This window comes from Pseudomonas sp. NPDC047961 (assembly GCF_050272435.1).
GTDB lineage: Bacteria > Pseudomonadota > Gammaproteobacteria > Pseudomonadales > Pseudomonadaceae > Stutzerimonas.
This window is the reverse complement of sequence record NZ_JBNNMD010000002.1, coordinates 676,798-699,227: the sequence shown is the minus strand read 5'-3', so window position 1 is coordinate 699,227 and position 22,430 is coordinate 676,798. Positions and strand designations below refer to the sequence as shown.

The 22,430-nt window shown below is 63.6% G+C and carries 18 protein-coding genes; 7 read left to right on the top strand and 11 right to left on the bottom strand.

The window, feature by feature from the left end:
* Positions 1-33 precede the first annotated feature (33 nt).
* Positions 34-948 carry a LysR family transcriptional regulator gene (locus tag ACQKIK_RS09445; RefSeq protein ID WP_499135712.1) on the bottom strand — a complete coding sequence of 305 codons (915 nt, stop codon included), beginning with the start codon at positions 946-948 and terminating at the stop codon, positions 34-36.
* A gap of 84 nt (positions 949-1,032) precedes the next feature.
* Between ACQKIK_RS09445 and ACQKIK_RS09440 the strand changes: the two genes are divergently transcribed.
* Entirely contained in the window at positions 1,033-1,977 is a 945-nt protein-coding gene (locus ACQKIK_RS09440; RefSeq protein WP_499135710.1) for a DMT family transporter, read from the top strand.
* A gap of 141 nt (positions 1,978-2,118) precedes the next feature.
* Here ACQKIK_RS09440 and ACQKIK_RS09435 read toward each other — a convergent pair whose 3' ends face one another.
* The 5 genes from ACQKIK_RS09435 to ACQKIK_RS09415 form a co-directional block, all read right to left on the bottom strand.
* A complete protein-coding gene (locus ACQKIK_RS09435) occupies positions 2,119-3,492 on the bottom strand; it encodes a GTPase/DUF3482 domain-containing protein (RefSeq protein ID WP_241529492.1) in 1,374 nt (457 codons plus the stop codon).
* Positions 3,493-3,816: 324 nt separating this feature from the next.
* Positions 3,817-5,211, bottom strand: a complete 1,395-nt coding sequence (locus ACQKIK_RS09430) for a DUF2868 domain-containing protein (RefSeq protein ID WP_499135709.1) — start codon at positions 5,209-5,211, stop codon at positions 3,817-3,819.
* A gap of 63 nt (positions 5,212-5,274) precedes the next feature.
* Positions 5,275-6,753, bottom strand: a complete 1,479-nt coding sequence (locus ACQKIK_RS09425) for a tripartite tricarboxylate transporter permease (protein WP_499135708.1) — start codon at positions 6,751-6,753, stop codon at positions 5,275-5,277.
* Between the two features lie 24 nt (positions 6,754-6,777).
* On the bottom strand, positions 6,778-7,281 hold the full coding sequence (locus ACQKIK_RS09420; protein ID WP_499135706.1) for a tripartite tricarboxylate transporter TctB family protein: 504 nt from the start codon (positions 7,279-7,281) through the stop codon (positions 6,778-6,780).
* A 10-nt stretch (positions 7,282-7,291) separates the two neighbouring features.
* A complete protein-coding gene (locus tag ACQKIK_RS09415) occupies positions 7,292-8,269 on the bottom strand; it encodes a Bug family tripartite tricarboxylate transporter substrate binding protein (RefSeq protein ID WP_463309484.1) in 978 nt (325 codons plus the stop codon).
* A 207-nt stretch (positions 8,270-8,476) separates the two neighbouring features.
* Here ACQKIK_RS09415 and ACQKIK_RS09410 point away from each other — a divergent pair, with 207 nt between their 5' ends.
* Positions 8,477-9,667 (top strand): CaiB/BaiF CoA transferase family protein, encoded by a 1,191-nt coding sequence (locus ACQKIK_RS09410; protein WP_499135705.1) that lies wholly within the window; start codon positions 8,477-8,479, stop codon positions 9,665-9,667.
* A gap of 87 nt (positions 9,668-9,754) precedes the next feature.
* Here the strand turns inward: ACQKIK_RS09410 and ACQKIK_RS09405 are convergent, their stop codons facing one another.
* Complete coding sequence (locus ACQKIK_RS09405) at positions 9,755-10,867, bottom strand: glycerophosphodiester phosphodiesterase (RefSeq protein ID WP_499135704.1); 1,113 nt, start codon at positions 10,865-10,867, stop codon at positions 9,755-9,757.
* 153 nt (positions 10,868-11,020) lie between these two features.
* Here ACQKIK_RS09405 and ACQKIK_RS09400 point away from each other — a divergent pair, with 153 nt between their 5' ends.
* Positions 11,021-11,536 carry a dihydrofolate reductase gene (locus tag ACQKIK_RS09400; RefSeq protein ID WP_064480858.1) on the top strand — a complete coding sequence of 172 codons (516 nt, stop codon included), beginning with the start codon at positions 11,021-11,023 and terminating at the stop codon, positions 11,534-11,536.
* Positions 11,537-11,629: 93 nt separating this feature from the next.
* A complete protein-coding gene (locus ACQKIK_RS09395) occupies positions 11,630-12,352 on the top strand; it encodes a YitT family protein (RefSeq protein WP_499135702.1) in 723 nt (240 codons plus the stop codon).
* Between the two features lie 4 nt (positions 12,353-12,356).
* Here ACQKIK_RS09395 and ACQKIK_RS09390 read toward each other — a convergent pair whose 3' ends face one another.
* Positions 12,357-12,812, bottom strand: a complete 456-nt coding sequence (locus tag ACQKIK_RS09390; RefSeq protein WP_499135701.1) for a metallophosphoesterase family protein — start codon at positions 12,810-12,812, stop codon at positions 12,357-12,359.
* Between the two features lie 104 nt (positions 12,813-12,916).
* Between ACQKIK_RS09390 and ACQKIK_RS09385 the strand changes: the two genes are divergently transcribed.
* On the top strand, positions 12,917-14,035 hold the full coding sequence (locus ACQKIK_RS09385) for an NAD(P)/FAD-dependent oxidoreductase (RefSeq protein ID WP_499135699.1): 1,119 nt from the start codon (positions 12,917-12,919) through the stop codon (positions 14,033-14,035).
* Here ACQKIK_RS09385 and ACQKIK_RS09380 read toward each other — a convergent pair whose 3' ends face one another.
* Positions 14,036-15,424 carry a uracil-xanthine permease family protein gene (locus tag ACQKIK_RS09380; RefSeq protein WP_499135698.1) on the bottom strand — a complete coding sequence of 463 codons (1,389 nt, stop codon included), beginning with the start codon at positions 15,422-15,424 and terminating at the stop codon, positions 14,036-14,038.
* Positions 15,425-16,195: 771 nt separating this feature from the next.
* Between ACQKIK_RS09380 and ACQKIK_RS09375 the strand changes: the two genes are divergently transcribed.
* Positions 16,196-17,929, top strand: coding sequence for a DUF4153 domain-containing protein (locus tag ACQKIK_RS09375; RefSeq protein WP_499135697.1), 1,734 nt, complete (start codon positions 16,196-16,198; stop codon positions 17,927-17,929).
* Between the two features lie 42 nt (positions 17,930-17,971).
* Here ACQKIK_RS09375 and ilvD read toward each other — a convergent pair whose 3' ends face one another.
* Positions 17,972-19,810: a dihydroxy-acid dehydratase gene (gene ilvD / locus ACQKIK_RS09370; RefSeq protein WP_499135695.1), complete on the bottom strand. Its 1,839-nt coding sequence runs from the start codon at positions 19,808-19,810 to the stop codon at positions 17,972-17,974.
* A 478-nt stretch (positions 19,811-20,288) separates the two neighbouring features.
* Between ilvD and ACQKIK_RS09365 the strand changes: the two genes are divergently transcribed.
* On the top strand, positions 20,289-21,137 hold the full coding sequence (locus ACQKIK_RS09365; RefSeq protein WP_046161577.1) for a poly(ethylene terephthalate) hydrolase family protein: 849 nt from the start codon (positions 20,289-20,291) through the stop codon (positions 21,135-21,137).
* A 61-nt stretch (positions 21,138-21,198) separates the two neighbouring features.
* Here the strand turns inward: ACQKIK_RS09365 and ACQKIK_RS09360 are convergent, their stop codons facing one another.
* A complete protein-coding gene (locus ACQKIK_RS09360; protein ID WP_463308403.1) occupies positions 21,199-22,395 on the bottom strand; it encodes a class I SAM-dependent rRNA methyltransferase in 1,197 nt (398 codons plus the stop codon).
* Between the last annotated feature and the right edge of the window lie 35 nt (positions 22,396-22,430).

Genomic DNA, 22,430 nt, shown 5'->3' with positions numbered 1-22,430 from the left:
CGCCGCAGTAGCCGTCACATATCGGTATGGTGCTTAGCTCGTGGTCAGCGCCTCGCTTAGGTAGTCAATTAGCACCCGCTGCTTCGGCGGCAGGTGCAGGTTCTGTCGCCACAGGAGCCAGGCCGCGCCCTGATACGAGCCGGTGTAGCGCCACTGCGGCAGCACTTCGCGCAAGCGCCCCTCCGCCAGCGCGTGCGCCGCCGTGAATTGCGGCAGCACCGTGATACCGATATCCCCTACCGCTGCATCCAGCCGCGCTTCGCTGTGATTGCTGATATAGCGGCCACGCACCGTCACTATTTCCTGCTGATCGCCGTTGCTGAAATGCCAACGGTTGTCGCCAGCGTTTTCACCCAGAAACATGCAGCTGTGTCTGAGCAATTCCTGCGGATGCTGCGGCGTGCCTTGCTGTTGCAGGTAGTGCGGGCTCGCGCAGAGCAGCTGGCGTACCGGCCCAAGCGGTTTGCCGGCGAGGCCTTCTGGTGGTTGGTCGGTGACTTTCACCAGCAGGTCGAAGCCATCCTCGATCAGGTCGGGGCTCTGGTCGCTGATGTGCAGTTGCACGTCGACATCGGCGTAACGGTGCAGGAAATTCGGCATCAGCGGACTGATGACAAACTTTCCGTAGGCTTTTGGCACGCTCAGGCGCACAAGCCCGCGGGGGCGGCTCATCAGGCGTTCGCCGATGGCCAGCGCCTGCTCGGCAGCGTCGAGCATTGCCCTGCAATGGGCGTAGAACTCACTGCCGGCTTCGTTCAATCGCAGCTGCCGTGTTGTGCGCTCCAGCAACCGCAACGACAACTCCTGCTCCAGCCGCGCGACCTGGCGGCTCACTGCCGAAGCGGTGGTGCCAAGCTGCCGGGCGGCGGCGGAGAAGCTGCCGGCTTCCACCACGCGCACGAACACCGCCATTCCCGGTAACAGCGTTGTCTTGTCATTCGTTCTCATGGCGAACAAGTCCTTTGCTGAATCACTGGATTATCGACCTCAGCGTATCAATGGACAATCGCCTCGATCTGAGAAGAGGGGTGGATGGGCATGCACGACTGGCGCGGTGTCACACAACGCAATCTCTGGCTGGCCGATGCCATGCTACTGATGGTGGCGATCATCTGGGGCAGCAGCTACGCGGTGGCCAAGCAGGCGTTGTGGTTCTATCCGGTGCTGGGATTTCTGGCGATCCGCTTCGGGCTGACCTTTGTTCTGCTGTTGCCGCAGCTGCGCGGGGATGGGCTGCGCGCGATTCGGCCGGGGTTACCGCTGGGCCTGGTGATGCTGGGGATCTTTCTCTGCGAAACCTGGGGGGTGATGCTCACCACCGCCAGCAACGCTGCCTTTCTCATCAGCCTGTGCGTGGTGTTCACGCCCTTCGTGGAATGGGCGATGGTGCGTCAGCGCCCGAGCAATCTGTTGTTTGTGGCTTGTGCCCTGTCGTTGGTCGGCGTCTGGCTGCTGACCGGAGGCATGGCCATCTCGCTCAATCCGGGGGATGGGCTGATGCTAGCAGCCGCAGTGTTGCGCGCCGTGCTGGTGTGCCTGACGCGACGGCTGACAGCTGATCAGCAGGTGCCGCCGCTCGCCCTGACGGCGGTGCAAAGCGGGGTTGTAGCGTCGGGTTGCCTGCTACTGGGCCTATCACTGCCGGGTGGCTTGCCGACGTTGCCGCAGAGTCCCGCGTTCTGGGCCGGGACCCTGTACCTGGTGGCCTTCGCCACGTTGTTTGCGCTCTATGCACAGAACCTGGCGCTTGGCCGCACCAGCGCCACACGTGTTTCTTTGTTGATGGGGTCCGAGCCGCTGTTCGGCGCGATTATCGCCGGGCTCTGGCTGGGGGAGCGGTTGACGCTGACGGAATGGTCCGGCGGTCTGCTGATCATGCTGGCGACACTGGGCGCGTTGCGTTTCGGTGATGTGGCGGCGCCAGTCGTGGGTGAGGGCAAAGCGCAGACCGCCCATCCAGGCGCGTCCGTGAGTTAGGGGAGGAGAAGCATTATGCGGTAGCGCTACGGTGGGCTGAAGCCCACCCTACGGGCCGAGCGTGGTGTCTTCATGTAGGGTGGGCTTCAGCCCACCAGAATCCCCAAGGCTCCTCCGCGCATCAGGGACTGCCGCAACGGCTTAGCTGCGCTGCAGAGTCCGCACCAGTTCCATCAGTTGCTGCTGTCGCTCGGACTGCTCCAGCCGCGCGCCGGGGTTCAGAGAAGACCACTCCGGATGGGCGCGGCAACGATGCAAGGCCTCGGGCAGCTTGCCTTCGCGCCACGTCTTGTCGTCCGGTGCATCGAGACGGATTGCCTCCATTGCGGCATGCCCACGAGCGGCGAGGGCGACGAGCAGCTGGCGTTGCCGTACAGCGAGCAGGCGCAGCACGCCATCATCGACGGTCAATTCGCGCTGGCCCTTTAGTTTGCCCAACAGGCGATTGCCATAGTGTCTTGCCGTTTGCGCTCCGCCGCCGGCAAGCGCTCCCAGCAGTGCGGCCGCGCCCATGGTGATACCGCCAACCATGAGGTCGACCCCAGCACCGGCGGCCGCGCCGGCCGCCATCCCGCCGCCGATCTTGACCCCCAGCTCCTTGAGTGTTTCGGGATTGAACAGGTCATCACCCCAGCGGCCGTCGAGTAGAGGCAAATCGGCAGCCGCCGCATCCTGTGGGCGGAAGCCGTATAGCCGCAGTAATGCTTCGACGCAGCGTTGCTCGCGGGAACGCACGGCGTCGTGCAATTCACGGATGGCGCCGCGCTCCAGGTCTGGCTGCGCCGCAACGCTGCGGCGGCAGGCGGCCACATCGACCAGCAGTTCGGCGATCAGCCGGTTGCCTTCGCTCAGCCGCGCTGCTGCCTGGGCTTCGTGGTCGTCGATCAGCCGCTGCAGTTTGGGCCGCGATTGTTCCAGTAGCAGCGCCAGGCTTTCATAGAGTCGGCGCTCGCCATCGATCGGTGGTGCCACGCTGTCGAAGCGCACCAGCGCATGCAGGCCCAGGCGCGCCAGCGCTTCGCGCCATTGCTCTTCGCGGTGTCCGGTTTGCGCGACGAAGTTGAGCACTGGCAACAGCGGCTTGCCACAGCCGGCCAGCACCGCCAGCTCATCCTTGTATTTCGCGAGCACCGGTTCACGGGCATCGATCACATAGAGCCCGGCATCGCTGGCCAGCAGCTGGCGCAAGACCTTGGCCTCCTGTTCGAAGCGCTGGCGCGCCTCGCTGCCATCGAGGAAACGGGCGGTGCGGGCCGGCCCGTCGAGGCGCTCGCCGGGGCGTTCGATGCGCTCAAGATGATCGAGCAGAGCGATGGCGTCCTCCAGGCCGGGCGTGTCGTAGAGCTCCAGTAGCGGTTCGCCGTCGACGGACAGTCGTGCACCTTCGACGTGGCGGGTGGTGCTCGGCCGATGCGAGACCTCGCCAAAGCTGACGTCGCGGGTCAGGGTGCGCAGCAGCGAGGTCTTGCCGACATTGGTATGTCCGACCAGCGCGAGTTTTAGAGGTGCGCTCATGGGCGTGGTCTTCCGGGCGTTTTGATGAGTCTCGTCTGGTTTTCCGCCACCCTGCGGTTGCAACCTGCGTAATGGTTTGCACGGCAGTGGAGCGAGTGCTCCTCGCGAGGATTGTCTAGCGAAAGCTCCCGATCAGCGAATTTCACCCGCCCTGCGATGGGTGAGCGGATTTGCTCCGCAGGGGTCGCTCCGGTCGCGTAGGGTGGATGGCGCTTTACCCATCCACCTTCGGGCAGGCCGCCATTTCGGTGGATGAAAAGAGCGTCATCCACCCTACGGATAGTTCCCATGCAGCTCACGGTCTGGAGCGTGTTGCCCGCGTACTCAATCATGGCCAGTCTCCAACCAAGTCATGGGTGCGCTGCTGGAATGAGGTAGGCCGAGGCTATCGAGCGCCTGATGCCAATCATGCAGCCGATGGCTGTCCAGCGCTTCGCCAGCGGGCGGTTGCAGCAACCAGACACGGCTCTGGGCCGCGCAACGGCTCAGCTCACCGATCAACGCCAGGGTGCCGCGATCCGGCGAACGACGCGGATCGCAGGCGATGGTCAGGCGTTGCGGTGGGAAGCGGGTCAGCTGCTCGAGCAACCGCCGACGTTGCCCGCGGTCATCCAGCACGCCCGCATCAGCAACGGATTTTGGCAGCTTTGGCGGCCACGGTTGGCTCTGGTCCAGCTCGATGCCGACCAGCACCGCGCCCTCGCTGCCGTCCAGTTGCGCACCGGCATTCGGTGCATGCAACTCTGCCGGCGCCGCGTCAGTGATGCCAAGGTGCTCGCTGGGCGGCTGAAGGCGCTCACGCAGCAGCCGGTAGGCCGGCAGTTTCAGGTCGAGTCGCAGCTGTGCCCGTTCACGTCGCCAGCGCCACAGGCAGAGCAATGCCAGCAGCAGGCGCGGTAGCAGGCCGTAGATCAGCACCACGCCAATCAGCCAGCCCGCCCAGCTTTGACGCGCGCTTTCTACACCGTTGGCGAGATCACCGCTGGCGCGGATCTGCGCCATGTCCGGCACGCTGAAACCCAGCAGCGACGGCAGCACGCCGAGCGCCTGCGTCAGACCGACGAATGCGTCTTCGCCAAGGATGGTGGTTTCCCAGACGAAGCCGTAACGCCGCGTGGCGAGCAGCGCGAGCAGCGTAACCAGGGCGCTGCTCATGGCAACCAGCCATAAGCCGTGCACGCCCAGCCCCAAGAGCCAACGCCCGAGCCGTCGCTGTTCCAACACCGTCAACAGGGCCGGCGCCAACTGCACCGCGCGGGCGTCGCGGGCCAGCTTTTCGCTGAGCCAGAGCCACAACCGACCCAATGCACCGCCAGCGTCGCCCGCGAAGAGAAAGCCCAGCAACCAGCCCAGCAGCGTCAGCAGATTCAGCCCGAGCAGGCTGCCCAGTGCCCAGAACACATTGACCGGCCGTATTCCGTCGCCCAGCGCCGCAAGCGCCAATCCGGCCCCGGTAACCAGCGCCAGTAGTATCAGCGCATACCCGGCCAGCCGCGCGCCCTGCCGCCAATGACGCAGCGCGTCGAACAGCCCGTCGCGGCGCGCCAGCCACAGCGCTCGGTGCTCGATCAGGTCTGGCAGTGCCCCACCTTGCGCACGGGCTTGCCGGTTGGCCTCGGCGTCATCGAGCGGGCCGGCATGTTCTTCCCGCAGGCGCACGGCTTCGGTCAGCCAGAGGCGGTCGAGGGGATTCGGTGAGGCTGGGAGAGGTGCAGGCACACGGTTTCTCGTAGAAGGGCTCGGCCCTGAGGATAACCGCTGCCGGTCACAAGGGTGAAATGGTCAACGAGCCCGGATTCGCTCCTGCCAATAACGCCGAACGGCGAAGAAAAGCGACAAGCCGGTGAGCACGATGAAGATCCAGGTAATCGGCCCGCGGAAGAAGATCATCGGGTCGCCGCGGCCGATCAACAGCGTGCGCCTGAGGTTGTCCTCGAACATTGGCCCGAGAATGAAGCCGAGGAGGAAGGGCGCTGTCGCGAACCCGGTACGGTTGAACAGATAGCCAATCACGCCGAAGAGCAGCATCAGGCCGATGTCGAACAGGCTGTTGTTCACCGCAAAGGCACCGTAGACGCAGAACATCAGCACGATGGGCAGCAGGATGGCCTTGGGGATCTCGGCGATCAGTGAGAAATACTTGATCACGCCGTGACCGACGAACAGCAGCACCGCCGAGCTCAGCATGATCCCGCAGAACAGTGCGTAGACCAGCGTCAGGTTTTCCTGGAACAGCACCGGGCCCGGCGTCAGCCCATGGATCATGAAAGCGCCGAGGATGATCGCTGTGATCACATCGCCCGGGATGCCCAGCGACAACAGCGGTATGAGGGTTGCGCCGGCCACGCCGTTGTTGCCTGACTCGGCCGCGGCGACGCCTTCGAGTTCGCCTTTGCCGAAGTTCGCCCGGTTGGCCGAGCGCCGTTTGGCTTCGCTATAGGAGATGAATGATGCCGCGGTGGCGCCGGCGCCTGGAATGGCGCCGATGATCACGCCGATAAAGGAGCCGCGCACGATGGTGACCAGGCTGGACTTGAGTTCGCCAAGCGTCAGGCCAGCCCCGCTGGAGGCGGCCCGGATATGCGGGCCGGCCTTCTTCAGGTAGAAATCGATCACTTCGGGGATAGCGAACAGGCCGATCAGCAACGGCACGAAGGAGACCCGGTCCATCAGGTTGTAGTTATCGAACGTCAGGCGTTGGCTGCCGTATACCGCATCCATGCCGATCATGGACACGATGATGCCGAAGCTGGCAGCGATCAGACCCTTGATCGGCGAGTCGCCTGCGATGGAGACGATGATGGTCAGTGAAAAGCAGATCAGCCAGAAGAACTCTGGCGGCCCGAAATTGAGCGCGACCTTGGCTAGGTAGGAGGCGAACAGGATCAGCGCCAGGTTCGATAACACATCGGCGATGCATGACGAGTAAAGCGCCATCTGCAGCGCCTTCTTCGCCTTGCCCTGCTGCGTCAACGGATAGCCGTCGAGCAACGTGCAGGCGGCGGCTGGCGAACCGGGCGTGTGGATCAGAATGGCGGTGATCGAACCGCCGTACATGCCGCCCTTGTAGATGCCCACCAACAGCAGGATCGCCGTCACCGGCTCCAGCGAAAAGGTGAAAGGCAGGGCTAGCGCAACGGCCATGGTCGCGGTAAGGCCAGGAATCGCGCCGATGACCACCCCAATCAACACGCCGATGAAGATGGCGATGAAATTGTCGACGCTGAGAAACAGGTCCAGGACTTCGGAAAAACCTTCCATTCGGTTACTCGCATAAGGGCGCCGTCAGTTCCATAGCGTGCCGGAGGGCAGCGGGACATTCAGTACGTGGATGAACAGCAGGCTTACCAGCCACGGCAATACGATCGCCAGCAGATAGAGCCAGGGCTTGCGCACCGGATGAGCGGCAAAAAGCAGCAGCGTGCCGAGAATACCGGCGACGATGGCGCCGAGCAGATCGAACAGCAGCCAATAGGCGCCCAGCCCGGCCAACATCAGCAGCCAGCGCCGGGCCGGTGCACGTTCGGATTCAACGGATGCGGTCCGGGCCGGCGGTCGCAAGCAGCCTTCAACGATCAATGCCAGCGACAACGCCGCGATCAGCCAGCCCGCCACACTGGGCAGCCAGCGTGGCGACTGCATGGGGTTGTCGACCATGGGGGCTTCGTCGATATGGTTCGGCACCAGGTAGAACAGAAACACCAGCGCCGCGATCAACCAGAACACGCCCAGCCATGTGTTGAGATTGGCCCAGCGCGGGCGGCTCACCGCAGCATCGGTGGTCATCATGGACCTCCGATCAGTTCAGCTCGGCCTGACCGGCTACACGCTGCCAGCGCTGAACGTCCTCGGCGACGTAGTCACGGAAATCATCGCCTTCCTCGGTCGCCGGCTCACCACCGATCTGTGCGGCGAAATCCTTGAAGCCCTGGTCGTCCATGACTTTGTCCAGTGCGGTCTGCAGCGTCTCGACGGCCTGGTCGGACATCTGGTCATCGGCGATCAGCCCGAACCAGGCGGTCGTGACGAATTCGCCCAGGCCCAGGTCCGCGCCGATTTTGGACAGCGGCTCGACATCCGGCAGGTAGGGCGATGCCTCCTTCGAGGTGACGGCCAGCGCCTTGAGCTTGCCGGACTGGATGTGCGAGAGCACGGTCGGCATGTTTTCGAAGGAGACGTCGACGTCGCCGCTGAGCAGTGCCGGCAGCGCTTCGCCGCTTCCGCGGAAGGGTACGTGAGTCATCTGGGTGCCGGTCATGGTCTTGAACAGCTCGCCGGACATATGGATCGAGCTGCCGATGCCGGCGGAGCTGAAGGTCATCTCCTTGGTCTTGGCCGCCTCGATGAATTCTTCTACCGAGTTGTACGGGCTGTCTGCCGGAACCACCATCACGTTGGGGATTTCGATGATGTTACGGATGAATTTGAAGTCTTTCACCGGCTCGTAAGGCAGCTTTTTATAGATCACCGGGCCGATGGTGTGTCCGGGAGACGCCATCAGAATCGTGTGGTCAGCGCCCCGTCCGCCGCGGGCCAGTTGTCCGGTGGCCATGGTCGAGCCAGCGCCCGGACGGTTTTCCACGACGACCGTGCCGATCTGTTGCTGCAGCAGGTCGGCAACCTTGCGCGACAGAACGTCTGTGGTCCCGCCCGGCGCATAGGGCACCACCAGGCGGACGGTGTCGGTCGGCCATTCGGCGGCCTGGGCCAGCGAGGCGAGGGGGAGCGTGGCGGCCAGGAGGAACAGGCTCAGGGTGCGCTTCATAGTCAGGGGCATGGTGGTGTTCTCTTCTTGTAGTTGTTTTAAGGCTGCGGGTGGCGATCAGGCGACGCTGTCACCTTAAAAGGATCGAACCCTGACGGGAGTCCGATGAACGAAAAACGGTTCGGTAATCGCACAGATGTTTGCAGGCCAGCTGTTGTGGTTTTGACCCGCTTGCGCCAGTTTCGACTCCATTGCCAGTTCAGGTTAGAAGGAGAGTCGATGAGCGTTCTACAAGGCATCAAGGTACTGGATCTGACACGCATCCTCGCCGGGCCCTGGTCGACCATGGCCCTGGCGGACCTCGGCGCCGAGGTGTGGAAGATCGAAAGCCTGGAGGGTGACGACACCCGCAGCTGGATGCCGCCGGCCAAGGCCGGCATCTCCACCTACTACCTCAGCGCCAATCGCAACAAGCAGAGCCTGGCGGTGGACTTGCGTAAACCCGAGGGGCGTCAGCTGATCCTTGATTTGGCCGCGCAGGCCGACGTGGTGGTCGAAAACTTCCTGCCTGCAAGCCTCAAGCGCCTCGGGTTGGATTACGAAACGCTGGCAGCGGTCAATCCTCGGCTCATCCATTGCTCGATTACCGGATACGGGCGCGGCAACCCGATGGAAAACCGGCCTGGCTACGACTTCATCATCCAAGCCGAAAGCGGCTTCATGTCGATCACGGGCGAGAAGGAGGGCGAGCCCATGCGCCTGGGCGTGGCTTTCATCGATCTGGTTACTGGCATGAATGCGGTTCAGGGCATCCTGGCGGCGCTGTTCGAGCGCGAGAAGTCCGGGCTCGGTCAGTCGGTGGATATCGCGCTGTCCGACAGTGCGCTGCACTTCCTGGCCAATGTCGCGTCCGGCTACCTCAACACGGGTAAGGTGCCGCAACGCTACGGCAATGCTCACGCCAGCATCGTGCCCTACCAGCTGTTCAACACCGCCGATGGCAGCATCGCCTTGGCCGTGGGCAACGACGAGCAGTATCGCCGCCTGTGTCTGGACGTGCTCAAGCGTCCGGAGCTCCACAGCGATCCGCGCTTCGCCCAGAACAAGGGCCGCACGGAGAACCGTGAGGTGTTGCTCCCGATACTGCAGGACGCGTTTGCGGGCTGGAACAACGAGGCGTTGATCGGCGCATTGCGCGCGCAGGCGATTCCGGTCGGTGAAGTGAAGGATGTCGCTCAGGCGCTGGAGTCGGAAACGGCAGGCTATCGCGACCTCGTCATCAGCGCCGAGCACCCGGTCGCCGGGGAGGTGCGCATGGTGCGCAGCCCGCTGCGCTTCTCGCGTACGCTAACGGTTGTCGCCAAGGCGCCGCCGCTGCACGGTCAGCACACCGATAGCGTGCTCACTCGTGTGCTCGGCAAAAGCGAAGCGGAACTGGCCGAGCTGCACCAGGCGGGCGTGATCGGCTGACTCGCTCGCTCAGCGCCGATCACTTGGCATGACAACCCGGACGTAGGAGTGCCCGGCCATCCTGGCCGGGCGGGGTAGCGCTGGGTATTACTGCCCGCGCACTTTTACCGCGATGTCCGGCTGATCGATGAACAGCCCGTCGATGCCAGCGTCGAGGAAGGCCTGTATGTCAGCTTCAATATTGCCGCGCTCGGTTGGGGAGTCGCCTTTGCGCAGATTGGCCGGAAGGAACACGTTCTCGGCGCGGAAGGTGTACGGGTGCACCTTCAGGCCAGCGGCGTGGGCGTTTGGCACGAAGTCGGTGGGCTGGCCGAGATTGCCGTTGGCGTCACGCGGAATGATGTAGCTCTTTTCCGGGCCGACGCCCGCGGCGTAGCGCGAGATGGCCTTCAGGCCTTCTGCGGTTGCCATCTGCGCGTAGGTCAGTTTGCTGCCGCGTACTTTCTGATCGTAGGGCTGTCCACCGCCAAACAGCTGGACCAGGCGCAGCTGCGTCAAGCCGCTGAGGGTCTTGAGGTTTTCCACTTCAAAGGACTGGATATAGACCGGCGCACTGCGGCCTGCATAGCCGTTGCGGTGGAGGACGCGCACCAGTGGTTTTTCGATAGCCAGGCCAAGCTTCTGGAAGTGCGTCGGGTGCTTGGTTTCCGGGTACAGACCGATGCGGCGGCGCTCGCTCAGCTGCATGGTTTTCACCAGATCGATGATCTCCTGCAGCGTCGGGATTTCCAGGCTGCCGTCGAGCCGCGCGTTACCGGGACGGATCGTTGGGATGCGCTCGATGGCGCGCAGGGTTTTCAGCTCGGCCAGGGTGAAGTCTTCGCTGAACCAGCCGGTGAGCTTCACGCCGTCGACCATTTGCGTGCGCTTGCGGTCGGCGAATTCGGGGTGCTGTGACACATCGGTGGTCAACCCCAGCTCGTTGTCGTGACGGGCGACCAGCTCGCCGTCGCGGGTCATGACGAGGTCCGGCTCGACATAGTCGGCGCCCTGCAGAATGGCCAGCGCGTAAGAGGCAAGGGTGTGCTCGGGCACGTAGCCACTGGCGCCGCGGTGGGCAATGACCAGCGGATGGGGCTCGTCGCGGCCGTTCTTGGCAGCGACCGAGGCGTCGGGCGTGGCGGCAAACGCGGCGATCGGCAGCAGCAGGCTGCAGGCGGCAAATAGGTGGCGCAAGGTAGGGCGGCTGTGGCGGGCCATTGTGGGCGTCTCCGTGGAAGGGGAGCGGTAAGCCTGAGGCGTGACAATGACGATAGCTTGACGCTTTGGTAAAGCGAAGATGACCGTTCGATGTTGTTGACGTGTATCTGGCGGCGCTGACTGCTCCGCCGGCGCTCTGTTATTCTCGCCGCCATGAATCAGACCTCACTTCCCCTCGCTATGATCGCGGCCATGGCGGACAACCGCGTCATCGGCCTCGACAACACGATGCCCTGGCATCTGCCGGCCGACCTCAAACACTTCAAGGCGATGACCCTTGGCAAGCCGATCATCATGGGGCGCAAGACCTGGGATTCCCTCGGCCGCCCATTGCCAGGTCGGCTGAATCTGGTGGTTAGCCGCCAGCAGGACCTGCAGCTCGACGGTGCCGAAACCTTTACTACGCTCGACGCTGCGCTGGTTCGCGCGGAGCAGTGGGCGCGCGAGCAGGGTGTCGAGGAGCTGATGCTGATTGGCGGCGCGCAACTCTACGCCCAGGCATTGGGGCAGGCTCAGCGCCTCTACCTCACCCGAATCGATGCGGCCCCTGAAGGCGACGCCTTTTTCCCCGCCTTCGAAGAAGCCGAATGGCAGCGTACCGAGAGCCAGTCACATCCTGCCGAGGGCGAGGCGCCCGGCTATCGCTTCGAGACCTGGCAGCGTCGCTGACCCTAGGCATCCCCAGGCTTCCTTGACCGACGCCAAGTCCTCGCCTGGCGTCAGCTTCTATGCTTTCCCTCCGCTTCTCACGAGACACCTTTCATGCAGAACGACAAACAGGGCGTAGTGCAACGTGGCGCAGTGCAACGTGGCGCAGCGGACGCGGTCGTCAACCAGCGTGACGCTGAACGCGAGGACGCGGAGCAGGCGGAAACCATCGCCGCGATCTTCGTCCGCCATCCGCTCTGGGAGGATGCGCTGGCGCTACTGCTGGGCACCGCGATGGTGGCGTTGGGCATTGCCTTCTACAGCCATGCCGGGCTATTGACTGGCGGCACGGTCGGTCTGGCCTTTCTGCTCAAGTATTTCGCCGGCTGGCCCTTCGGGCTGGTGTTCTTCACGCTCAATATCCCGTTCTACCTACTGGCGATCTGGCGCATGGGCTGGAGCTTTACGCTGCGCACCATCATTGCGGTGGGTCTGGTGTCGCTGCTGGCCGAACTGACACCGAACTGGATTCGCTTTGCCGAGCTGAACATCTATTACGCCGCGCTGTTCGGCGGCTTCGCCATGGGCGTCGGGCTGTTGATGCTGTTCCGTCACCGCGCCAGCCTCGGTGGCGTCAACATCCTCGCGCTGTTCCTGCAGGAGCGCTTCGGCCTGCGCGCCGGGACCTTCCAGATGGGCATCGACGCGCTGATCGTGCTGGCGGCTGTATTCATCGTGCCGCTGGATAAGGTTGCGCTCTCGGTGCTGGGCGCGGTGGCACTGAATCTGGTGCTGGCAATCAATCACCGCAGCGATCGCTATATGGGCGTCAGCTGAGCGATTAACCCAGCGTCACCAGCTGCGCTCGCGGCTGGCCGTCCTCGATGTCCAGCAGGGCCAGGCTGATCGGCAATGTAAAGCGGCGACGGCCGGCGCTCCCCGGGTTGAGGTAGAGCACGCCGTTGACCTGCTCGATCTTGGGCTGGTGCGAGTGCCCGGCGATGACCACGTCGACCCGCTCGGCGACCGGGTCGATCCCCATCGTCTTGACGTCATGGGTGACGTGGATGCGCAGCCCGCCGATTTCTAAATCCAGGTGCTCCGGAACCGCTGTGGCCCAATCAGCGCTGTCGACGTTGCCACGAATGACGTCCAGTGGCGCCAGCTCACGCAACCTGTCCAGCACCTCGGGTTTGCCGATGTCACCGGCATGGATGATGCGCTCGCAACCCTGCAGCGCAGCGATGGCTTCAGGGCGCAGCAGGCCGTGGGTGTCGGATATGACGCCAATGCGCATGGTGGCTCCCGTTTTCATGAGTGTATGGATGTTGGGCAAGCGAGGCTTGGCCGCGGTTCGATCTTGCGGCAGTCTGGCGCTCGCCTAATTGTAGGGGAGCGGGAATGGAGCAGGTCGATTGTGTGGTCATCGGTGCTGGCGTGGTGGGGCTGGCGGTAGCGCGGGCACTGGCCCAGGCCGGACGCGAGGTGGTGATACTGGAAGCCGAGTCAGCCATCGGTACGGGCACCAGTTCGCGCAACAGCGAGGTCATTCACGCCGGCATCTACTATCCGCAAGGTTCGCTGAAGGCACGGCTGTGCGTGGCCGGGCGCGATGCACTCTATGCGTTCTGCGACAGTCACGGCGTGCCTTATCGGCGTTGCGGCAAGCTGATCGTCGCCACCGATGAGTCCCAATTGGCGGGGCTCGATGCGCTACAGGCACACGCCATCGCTAACGGCGTCGGCGATCTGCAGCGGCTTGATGGCGATGAGGTGAAATCCCTGGAACCGCAGCTCAATGCCGTGGCCGGGCTGCTCTCGCCCAGTACCGGCATTGTCGACAGCCATGGGCTGATGCTGGCGCTGCAAGGGGATGCCGAGGCCGCGGGTGCGTTGCTGGCGTTGCATGCGCCGGTAGCGTCCATTGAGGTGACCGGTGCGGGGCTGTGTGTCGAGGTGGGAGGTGAAACGCCGATGACGCTGCTGGCCAGCAGCGTCATCAACTGTGCCGGACACGCAGCACCAGAAATCGCCGCGCGCACGGCGGGACTGACCGTTGAATCGGTGCCGCCTCGCTATTTCGCCAAGGGCAGCTATTTCAGCCTGTCGACCCCGACGCCATTCCGGCACCTGGTCTATCCACTCCCGGAACCCGGCGGGCTGGGCGTGCACCTGACACTGGACCTCGGCGGACAGGCGCGGTTCGGCCCGGACGTGGAATGGGTCGACGGCCTGGATTACACGATGGATGAAAGCCGCGCGGAGCGTTTCTACGCCGCGATCCGCCGTTACTGGCCGGGATTGCCCGATGGTGCGTTGCAACCGGCGTACACCGGCATTCGCCCGAAGATCAGTGGACCCGGCGAACCGGCTGCGGATTTCCGTATCGACGGGCCGGCCGAGCATGGCGTTGCGGGGCTGGTGAATCTGTTCGGCATCGAATCGCCAGGACTGACCGCTGCCCTGGCGATCGCCGATGAGGTCTGCCAGCGCCTCGCTCAGGAGGCGCGTACCAGTTGATCAGACCGGGTCTTGCTCTGCGCTTGCCGGCGACTCGGGTAGGAACCAGTTCATCACCAGGGCGCAAATGCCGCCGGTTGCAACCCCAGATTCCAGCACGTTGCGCAGCTCGCCCGGCAGGTTTGCCAGGAACTCCGGCACCTGAGAAAAGCCCAGGCCCAGCGCCAGCGAGACCGAGATGATCAGCAGCGCGCGGCGATCCAGCTGGATGCCCGTGAGAATGTTGATGCCCGCGGCCGCTACCGCACCGAACATCACAATAGCGGCGCCACCCAGTACGGGCTCGGGCACGGCCTGCAGCACGCCTGCGACGGCTGGGAACAGTCCGAGAATCACCAGCATCACCGCGATCCACATGCCGACGTAGCGGCTGGCGATGCCGGTGAGCTGGATGATGCCGTTGTTCTGCGCGAACACCGAGCTTGGGAAGGTATTGAAGAAACCCGCCAGCAGCGAGTTGGCACCATTGACCAGCACGCCACCCTTGATGCGCTGCATCCACAGCGGGCCTTCCACCGGCTGGCGTGAAAGTTTGCTGGTGGCGGTGATGTCACCGATGGCTTCGAGCGAGGTGACCAGATAGATCACCACCATCGGAATGAACAGGCTCCAGGAGAAGCCTAGGCCGAAGTGCAATGGCATCGGCACCTCGAACAGCTCGGCTTCGCGCATGCCGGTGAAGTCCAGGCGTCCCAGGTAGGCGGACAGCGCATAGCCGATGGCCAGCGCGATGATGATGGCGCAGCTGCGCATCCACTGCACCGGCAGGCGGTTGAGCACGACGATGGCGCCCAGCACTACGCCGGAGAGCAGCAGATTCTCGCGGCTGGCGAAGCTGCCGTCACCCATGGCGGCGTAGCCACCGCCCATGCTGATCAGCCCGACTTTGATCAGCGTCAGGCCGATCATCAGCACCACGATGCCGGTCACCAGCGGTGTGATCAGGCGCTTGATGAACGGCAGCACGCGCGAGACGCCCATCTCGATAAAGGAGCCGGCAATCACCACACCGAAAATCGCCGACATCACCGCTTCGACCGGCGTGCCCTGCTTGACCATCAGTACGCCGCCGGCGATCAGCGGGCCAACGAAGTTGAAGCTGGTGCCCTGCACGATTAGCAGCCCTGCGCCGAGCGGACCGAAGCGCTTGCACTGGACGAAGGTGGCGATGCCGGAAATTACCAGCGACATGGACACGATGATATTGGTGTCGCGTGGCGATACGCCGATGGCCTGGCAGATCAGCAATCCGGGCGTGACGATCGGCACGATGATCGCCAGCAGATGCTGCAGCGCGGCGAGAAAGGCGATCCAGGGACTGGGCCTGTCGTCGAGGCCGTAGACCAGGTCGTTACGCAACTCGTCGGGGGAGGACTTCAGCGCGCTCATGGCATGCTCCAGCTAAAAAGAGCGCGATTCTACGTGGCAGCATCGATGGGGCACAGCTGAACCTGTTGGCTGATGACGCGGGTCTGATCGCGAGCGAGCTCGCTCCTACGAAAACCGGGACGGCCAGTGGCTGACGGCTGTACTCAGATAGTCAGCCCCCTGTAGGAGCCAGCTTGCGGGCGACCCGGGCTCGCCCGCAGCATGAATCTAGCGCTTGATCGCGAGTACGCATGCTCCTACGAAAACCGGGATGGCCGGTCACGGAAGGCTGTACTCAGATCGCCAGCCTCTGTAGGAGCCAGCTTGCTGGCGATCCGGGCTCTCCCGCAGCATGAGTCTAGCGCTTGATCGCGAGCGAGCTCGCTCCTACAAAAACCCGGATGGCCGGTCACGGAAGGCTGTACTCAGATCGCCAGGCTCTATTGGAGCCAGCTTGCTGGCGATCCGGGCTCTCCCGCAGCATGAGTCTTAGCGCTTGATCGCGAGCGAGGTTGCTCGTACGAAAACCGGGATGGCCAGTCGCGGAAGGCTGTACTCAGATCGCCAGCCCCCTGTAGGAGCCAGCTTGCTGGCGATCCGGGCTCTACCGCAGCATGAATCTCAGAGCTTGATCGCGAGTTTGCATGCTCTTACGAAAAGCGGGACGGCCAGTGGCTGACGGCTGAATTACCTGCCAGCCTCACGGGCGCAGCGCGGTATGTTGAGACTCTGACGTTGCAACCGCATAACCTGCGCCTGACCGCGCTGCCACGATTTTCTGAAGGAACAATCATGCAACCAGCAAGTGAGCATCGACCCCTGATGGTTTATCTGTCGGTGGGTCTGTTGCAGGGCCTGACGCTATGGATGGCCAGCGAAAGCTGGCCGCACGGGTCTGTCTGGCGGTCCCTCTGTTCGGCCCTGATTGTGTTGGTCGTGGTGGGGGGCTGGCAGCTGCAGATGCTATGGGGGCAGTTGCGCGAGGCGGATCGCTGGAAGCTGCTGCTCCCGGGGATTCTTTTGCCCGCAACGCTGGCGGCGTGGCTTGGGGTTCAGTTCGACCAGCCGCGCTGGTATTACTTCGATGAAACGACCGGCACGCTGCTGCTGTGGAGTCATCTGGCACTGGCTTACATCCTCACACCCTTCATCCAGGCTCGTGACCCTGCGCATCGCTGGCGCTTCGACTACAGCGCGCTCTACCGTCACGCCTGGAACAACGGTTTGCTGCTGTTCATGGCGCTCGTGATGCTCGGGGTGTTCTGGCTGTTGATCTGGCTCTGGGCGGGCCTGTTCAGCATGCTCGGGGTCGATCAGTTCAAGCGGCTCTTCAATTCGTCCGGCTTCGTCTGGGTCGCCAGCGCGACCGTTGTCGCCGCCGGGCTGCGCATCGGGCTGGAGCGCGGCCAGGTCATCGATGCGCTGCGCAATGTGCTGCAGGCCATGTGTCGTTTTCTGCTGCCGCTGACGGTGGTGATCCTGCTGCTGTTCGTGGTTTTCCTGCCGTTCACCGGTCTTGCTCCGCTCTGGGCGACACGCCACGCGACGCCGATCTTGCTGGCATTGGTGTTCGCGCATATCGCACTGCTCAACGGGGTGGTGCAGGACGGGCTGCAGAGGTTCCACTACCCGCGACCCTTACGGTTGCTGGCGGATGCCAGTTCGCTGTGCCTGCCGTTACTGGCTGGCCTCGCGATGCATGCGTTGTGGCTGCGGATCGACCAGTACGGGCTGACGCCGGATCGCGTGTTGGCTGCGCTCCTGGCGCTCGTAGCGATGGTGCATGGCCTGGCACTGGTGAGAGCAGTGATCCGGCGTGATGCCGCGTGGCTGAGCGGGCTCCGACAGAGCAACCCGCCTCTGGCACTATTCGCCGCCTGCCTGTTGGTGCTCATGCATGTGCCGGCGCTGAGCCCCCTGCACCTGAGCGCGGCCAGTCAGTATCAGCGTCTGCTGAGTGACGAAGTGCCAGTCGAACGAACCGACATGGGCGCGCTTCGCTTTCAGCTGGGCGAGCCGGGACGGCGATACCTGCAAGCGCTGCGTCAGCAACTAGACGAGCATTGGGAAGACGAGGCTCGGCGCACAGGCCTGCAAGCCGATCTGCAACGGCTTGATAAGGCGGACCACTACTGGGCGTGGAAACGCGAGCAGGAGGTCGCAGCCGCGCCGCCAGTGCCCTGGATTGGCGAACCTGTAACGGATGAAGATGGCTCGTTGGCACGTGCCGTCAGCAATCAGGGATGCCTAGCAGAGTGTCGGTTGTTTGCGGTGGATCTGGATCGGGACGGCCAATCCGAAGTGCTGCTGCTCCGTGGCGAGCCTCGGGTGGTGCCGGTGCTGGGTCGGGTTGCTGCCGGAGGCTGGCGTTGGCTTGGCCAGCTGCGCGTCACCGCAGGCGCGCTTCCGGAAGGCGAGGCGCTAGGCGAGCTTCTTGATAGGGGGGAATTCGAACTGGTCGCGCCCCGCTTCAACGCGATTGAAATTGACGGAGTTCGGCTGGAACCGGCCATCGGCGAACCATGAAAAAGCCCGGCGCGAAGGCCAGGCTTGTTTTACCGCGATGGATCAGCCGTCCAGCATGGCCTTGTTGCGCACCGCGCCCTTGTCGGCGCTGGTGGCGAGCAGTGCGTAGGCCTTGAGCGCTGTTGTCACCTTGCGCGGGCGCGGGGCGGCAGGCTTCCAGCCTTTCTTGTCCTGCTCGATGCGGCGGTGGGACAGTTCTTCATCGCTGACCTGCAGCTGGATGCTGCGGTTGGGGATGTCGATCAGCACCTTGTCACCGTCACGTACCAAGCCGATGGCGCCGCCCGCAGCGGCTTCAGGCGAAGCGTGGCCGATGGACAGGCCCGAGGTGCCACCGGAGAAGCGGCCGTCGGTGAGCAGGGCGCAGTCCTTGCCCAGTCCCTTGGATTTCAGGTACGAGGTCGGGTAGAGCATTTCCTGCATGCCCGGGCCGCCTTTCGGGCCTTCGTAGCGAATGATGACGATGTCACCGGCCTTCACTTCGTCATTGAGGATGCCTTTCACGGCGCTGTCCTGGCTTTCGAAGATCTTGGCGGTGCCTTCGAAGACATGGATGGATTCATCCACACCCGCGGTCTTCACCACGCAGCCATCCAGGGCGATGTTGCCGTAGAGCACGGCGAGGCCACCTTCCTGCGAATAGGCGTGCTCGACGCTGCGGATGCAGCCTTCGGCGCGATCCAGATCCAGGGTGTCCCAACGGGTCGACTGGCTGAACGCCGTCTGCGTTGGGATACCGCCCGGGCCTGCCTTGAAGAAGGTGTGTACCGCTTCGTCCTGGGTCTGGGTGATGTCCCATTTAGCGATGCCTTCGGCAAGCGTTCGGCTGTGCACGGTGGGCACATCGGTGTGCAGCAGGCCGCCACGGGCCAGCTCGCCGAGAATGGAGAAAATGCCGCCGGCGCGGTGCACGTCTTCCATGTGGTACTTCTGGATGTTCGGCGCAACCTTGCACAGCTGCGGCACTTTGCGTGACAGGGCGTCGATGGCGCGCAGGTCGAAATCGACCTCGGCTTCCTGAGCCGCAGCCAGCAGGTGCAGGATGGTGTTGGTGGAACCACCCATGGCGATGTCCAGGGTCATGGCGTTCTCGAACGCCTTGCGACTGGCGATATTGCGCGGCAGCACCGATTCGTCGCCTTCACCGTAATAACGCTGGCACAGCTCGACAATGGTGCGGCCGGCGCGCAGGAACAGCTGCTCACGGTCGCTGTGGGTCGCCAGGGTCGAACCGTTGCCAGGCAGGGCTAGCCCTAAGGCTTCGGCCAGGCAGTTCATCGAGTTTGCGGTGAACATGCCGGAGCAGCTGCCGCAGGTCGGGCAGGCGCTGCGCTCGTATTCGGCGACCTTCTCGTCGGAGGCGCTTTCATCGGCGGCGATGACCATGGCATCGACCAGGTCCAGGCCGTGGCTGGCCAGCTTGGTCTTGCCGGCTTCCATCGGGCCACCGGAGACGAACACCACCGGGATGTTCAGGCGCAGCGCAGCCATCAGCATGCCGGGGGTGATCTTGTCGCAGTTGGAGATGCAGACGATGGCGTCGGCGCAATGCGCGTTGACCATGTACTCCACCGAGTCGGCAATGATCTCGCGCGAGGGCAGCGAATAGAGCATGCCGTCGTGGCCCATGGCGATGCCGTCGTCGACCGCGATGGTATTGAATTCCTTGGCTACGCCGCCGTGCTTTTCAATCTCACGGGCGACCAGCTGGCCCAGATCCTTCAGGTGCACGTGACCGGGCACGAACTGGGTGAAGGAGTTGGAGATGGCGATGATCGGCTTCTTGAAGTCTTCGTCCTTCATGCCGGTGGCACGCCAGAGCGCGCGGGCACCGGCCATGTTGCGGCCGTGCGTGGAAGTTTTCGAGCGGTAATCGGGCATGACGGTTCCTGCGGCTAATCAGCGGTTCGAATAGTGCTTATGGTGAGCGTCACCTGTGCCGCGTGCAACGGCAGGTGACCGTGCGTGCGGAGGGGCCGATCGAGGCGGGGTATCGCTCGGGCGGCCTGGGCTCATGGCCCGCCTGGGGATGATGGCGAGGAATAGCCCGATTCTACGCGCGTTCCTGTCGGCGAGCCAAACGGCGCGATTACCGAGGCTCATCCTGTGTTGAGTCAAGCGCATCAACACTGAAGCTAATGATGAATTATTCAGCCGGGGCGAAGCGCAGCCGTTCGTCCGCTCCACGGGCGCATCAGGTGGCGCGGTGGTTTTCGCTGGCTAGGGTTGATTCGGGCCGACTGGCCACCCGCACTGCTGATGGTCACGCGGGAAACACAGGAGGTGCAGTGCGTTCGACTCACATCGCGAGCTGGTGCGAACGTCCATACACATGATCAGAACAACAAGAGGAACACACATGCTGGACATCAAACTTAGCGGCATTGCCGCTGCACTGGGCCTAGCGATCTGCGGGTCTGCCTTGGCTGCGCCGCTGCCGGATACGCCCGGCGCGCCCTTTCCTGCGGTATCGAACTTCGAGCGCTCCGGCCCCTATGCCACAACCAGTCGCAGCGAAGGCCCGAACTGCCGCGTCTACCGTCCCAGTAGCTTGGGGCAGAACGGCGTCCGGCATCCGGTAATTCTCTGGGGTAACGGTACCGGGACAGGGCCGACCGCGTATTCGGGACTGTTATCGCATTGGGCCAGCCATGGATTCGTTGTCGCAGCGGCGGAGACGTCCAACGCCGGGACTGGTCGGGACATGCTGGCCTGCCTCGACTATCTGGTACAAGAGAGCAATCGCACCTATGGCACTTACGTTGGCGTGCTAAACACCGGCCGGGTCGGCACGTCAGGTCATTCCCAGGGCGGCGGTGGATCGATCATGGCTGGGCAGGATGATCGGGTGAGCGTGACCGCGCCAATCCAGCCCTACACCATCGGGCTTGGCCATGACCCGTCGTCCCAGCGCAATCAGAAGGGGCCGATGTTTCTGATGTCAGGCGGGGGCGACACCATCGCGTTTCCGTACCTCAACGCGCAGCCGGTCTACACACGGGCCAATGTGCCGGTGTTCTGGGGTGAGCGGCGGTATGTCAGTCACTTCGAGCCCGTCGGCGACGGTGGAGCCTACCGCGGACCCTCAACGGCGTGGTTCCGCTATCACCTGATGGAGGATGAAACGGCGCGCAGCACCTTCTATGGTCGCTTCTGCGGGTTGTGCACCAGCTATCTTTGGACCGAGCAGCGCAAGGGAATCGAGTAAGGCGATCGGCGAAGCCCCGCATGCGTTTTGATGTGGGGCTTCGTTCGTCTGGCGACAGCTATCAGCTGTTAGGGAGGATGCGACAGGTGATGCTTTTGATGTAGCGGGTTTCGGGGATCGCTGGATGCACCGGGTGATCCGGGCCCTGTGATCCACGTTCAAGCAGCTGGATGTTGCGATCCAGATGCCGGGCGCTGCCGAGCAGGATGTTCTGCAGGTTGTCTTCCTCAAGGTGCATCGAGCAAGAGGCGCTGACCAGGATGCCGTCCTTGTTCAGTAGACGCATCGCGGTTTCGTTGAGGCGGCGGTAGGCGGCTTCACCGTTCTTGATGTCTTTCTTGCGTTTGATGAAAGCGGGCGGGTCGGTGATGACGACGTCGAAGCGCTCTTCGGCGTTCTTCAGCTCTCTCATCGCTTCGAAGGCGTCGCCTTCCACGCAGGTCATTTTCTCGGCAACGCCATTGAGCGCGGCGTTGCGCTCGACGCCATCCAGCGCGAACGCCGAGGCATCGACGCAGAACACTTCACTGGCGCCAAAGGCAGCGGCCTGGACGCCCCAGCCGCCGATGTAGCTGAACAGGTCGAGCACACGCTTGCCTTTCACGTAGGGCGCCAGGCGTGCGCGATTCATGCGGTGGTCGTAGAACCAGCCGGTCTTCTGGCCTTGCAACACGGGTGCTTCGAACTTGACGCCGTTCTCTTCCAGCGCAACCCATTCCGGCACTACTCCGAACGCGGTATCGACGTAGCGCTCCAGCCCTTCGGCATCGCGAGCGCTGGAGTCGTTCTTCCATAGCACGCCGCGCGGCTTGAGCACCTGGACCAGGGCTTCGAGCACGGCATCCTTGTTGCGCTCCATGGTGGCGGAGGCCAGCTGAACCACCAGATGGTCATGGAAACGGTCCACCACCAGGCCCGGCAGCAGATCCGAATCACCGTAGATCAGGCGGTAGCAAGGTTGATCGAACAGGCGATCACGCAGCGACAGTGCGACCTGGATGCGATGGACCAGCAGCGACTTGTCCAGGCTGTGCTTGAGGTCACGTGACAGCAGGCGCGCGCAGATCAGGTTGTTCGGCGAGACGCCGACGATGCCCAGCGGCTTGCCTCCCGCTGCTTCGAGGATGGCCTGATCACCAGCGGCAAAACCGCTCAGCGGCGTGGCTGCGGTGTCCACCTCATTGCTATAGACCCACAGATGGCCGGCGCGCAGGCGGCGGTCGGCGTTGGCTTTGAGGCGCAGGCTGGGCAGGCTCATCAGGAGGGCTCCGGGAAAAGGGCGCGATTATAGGC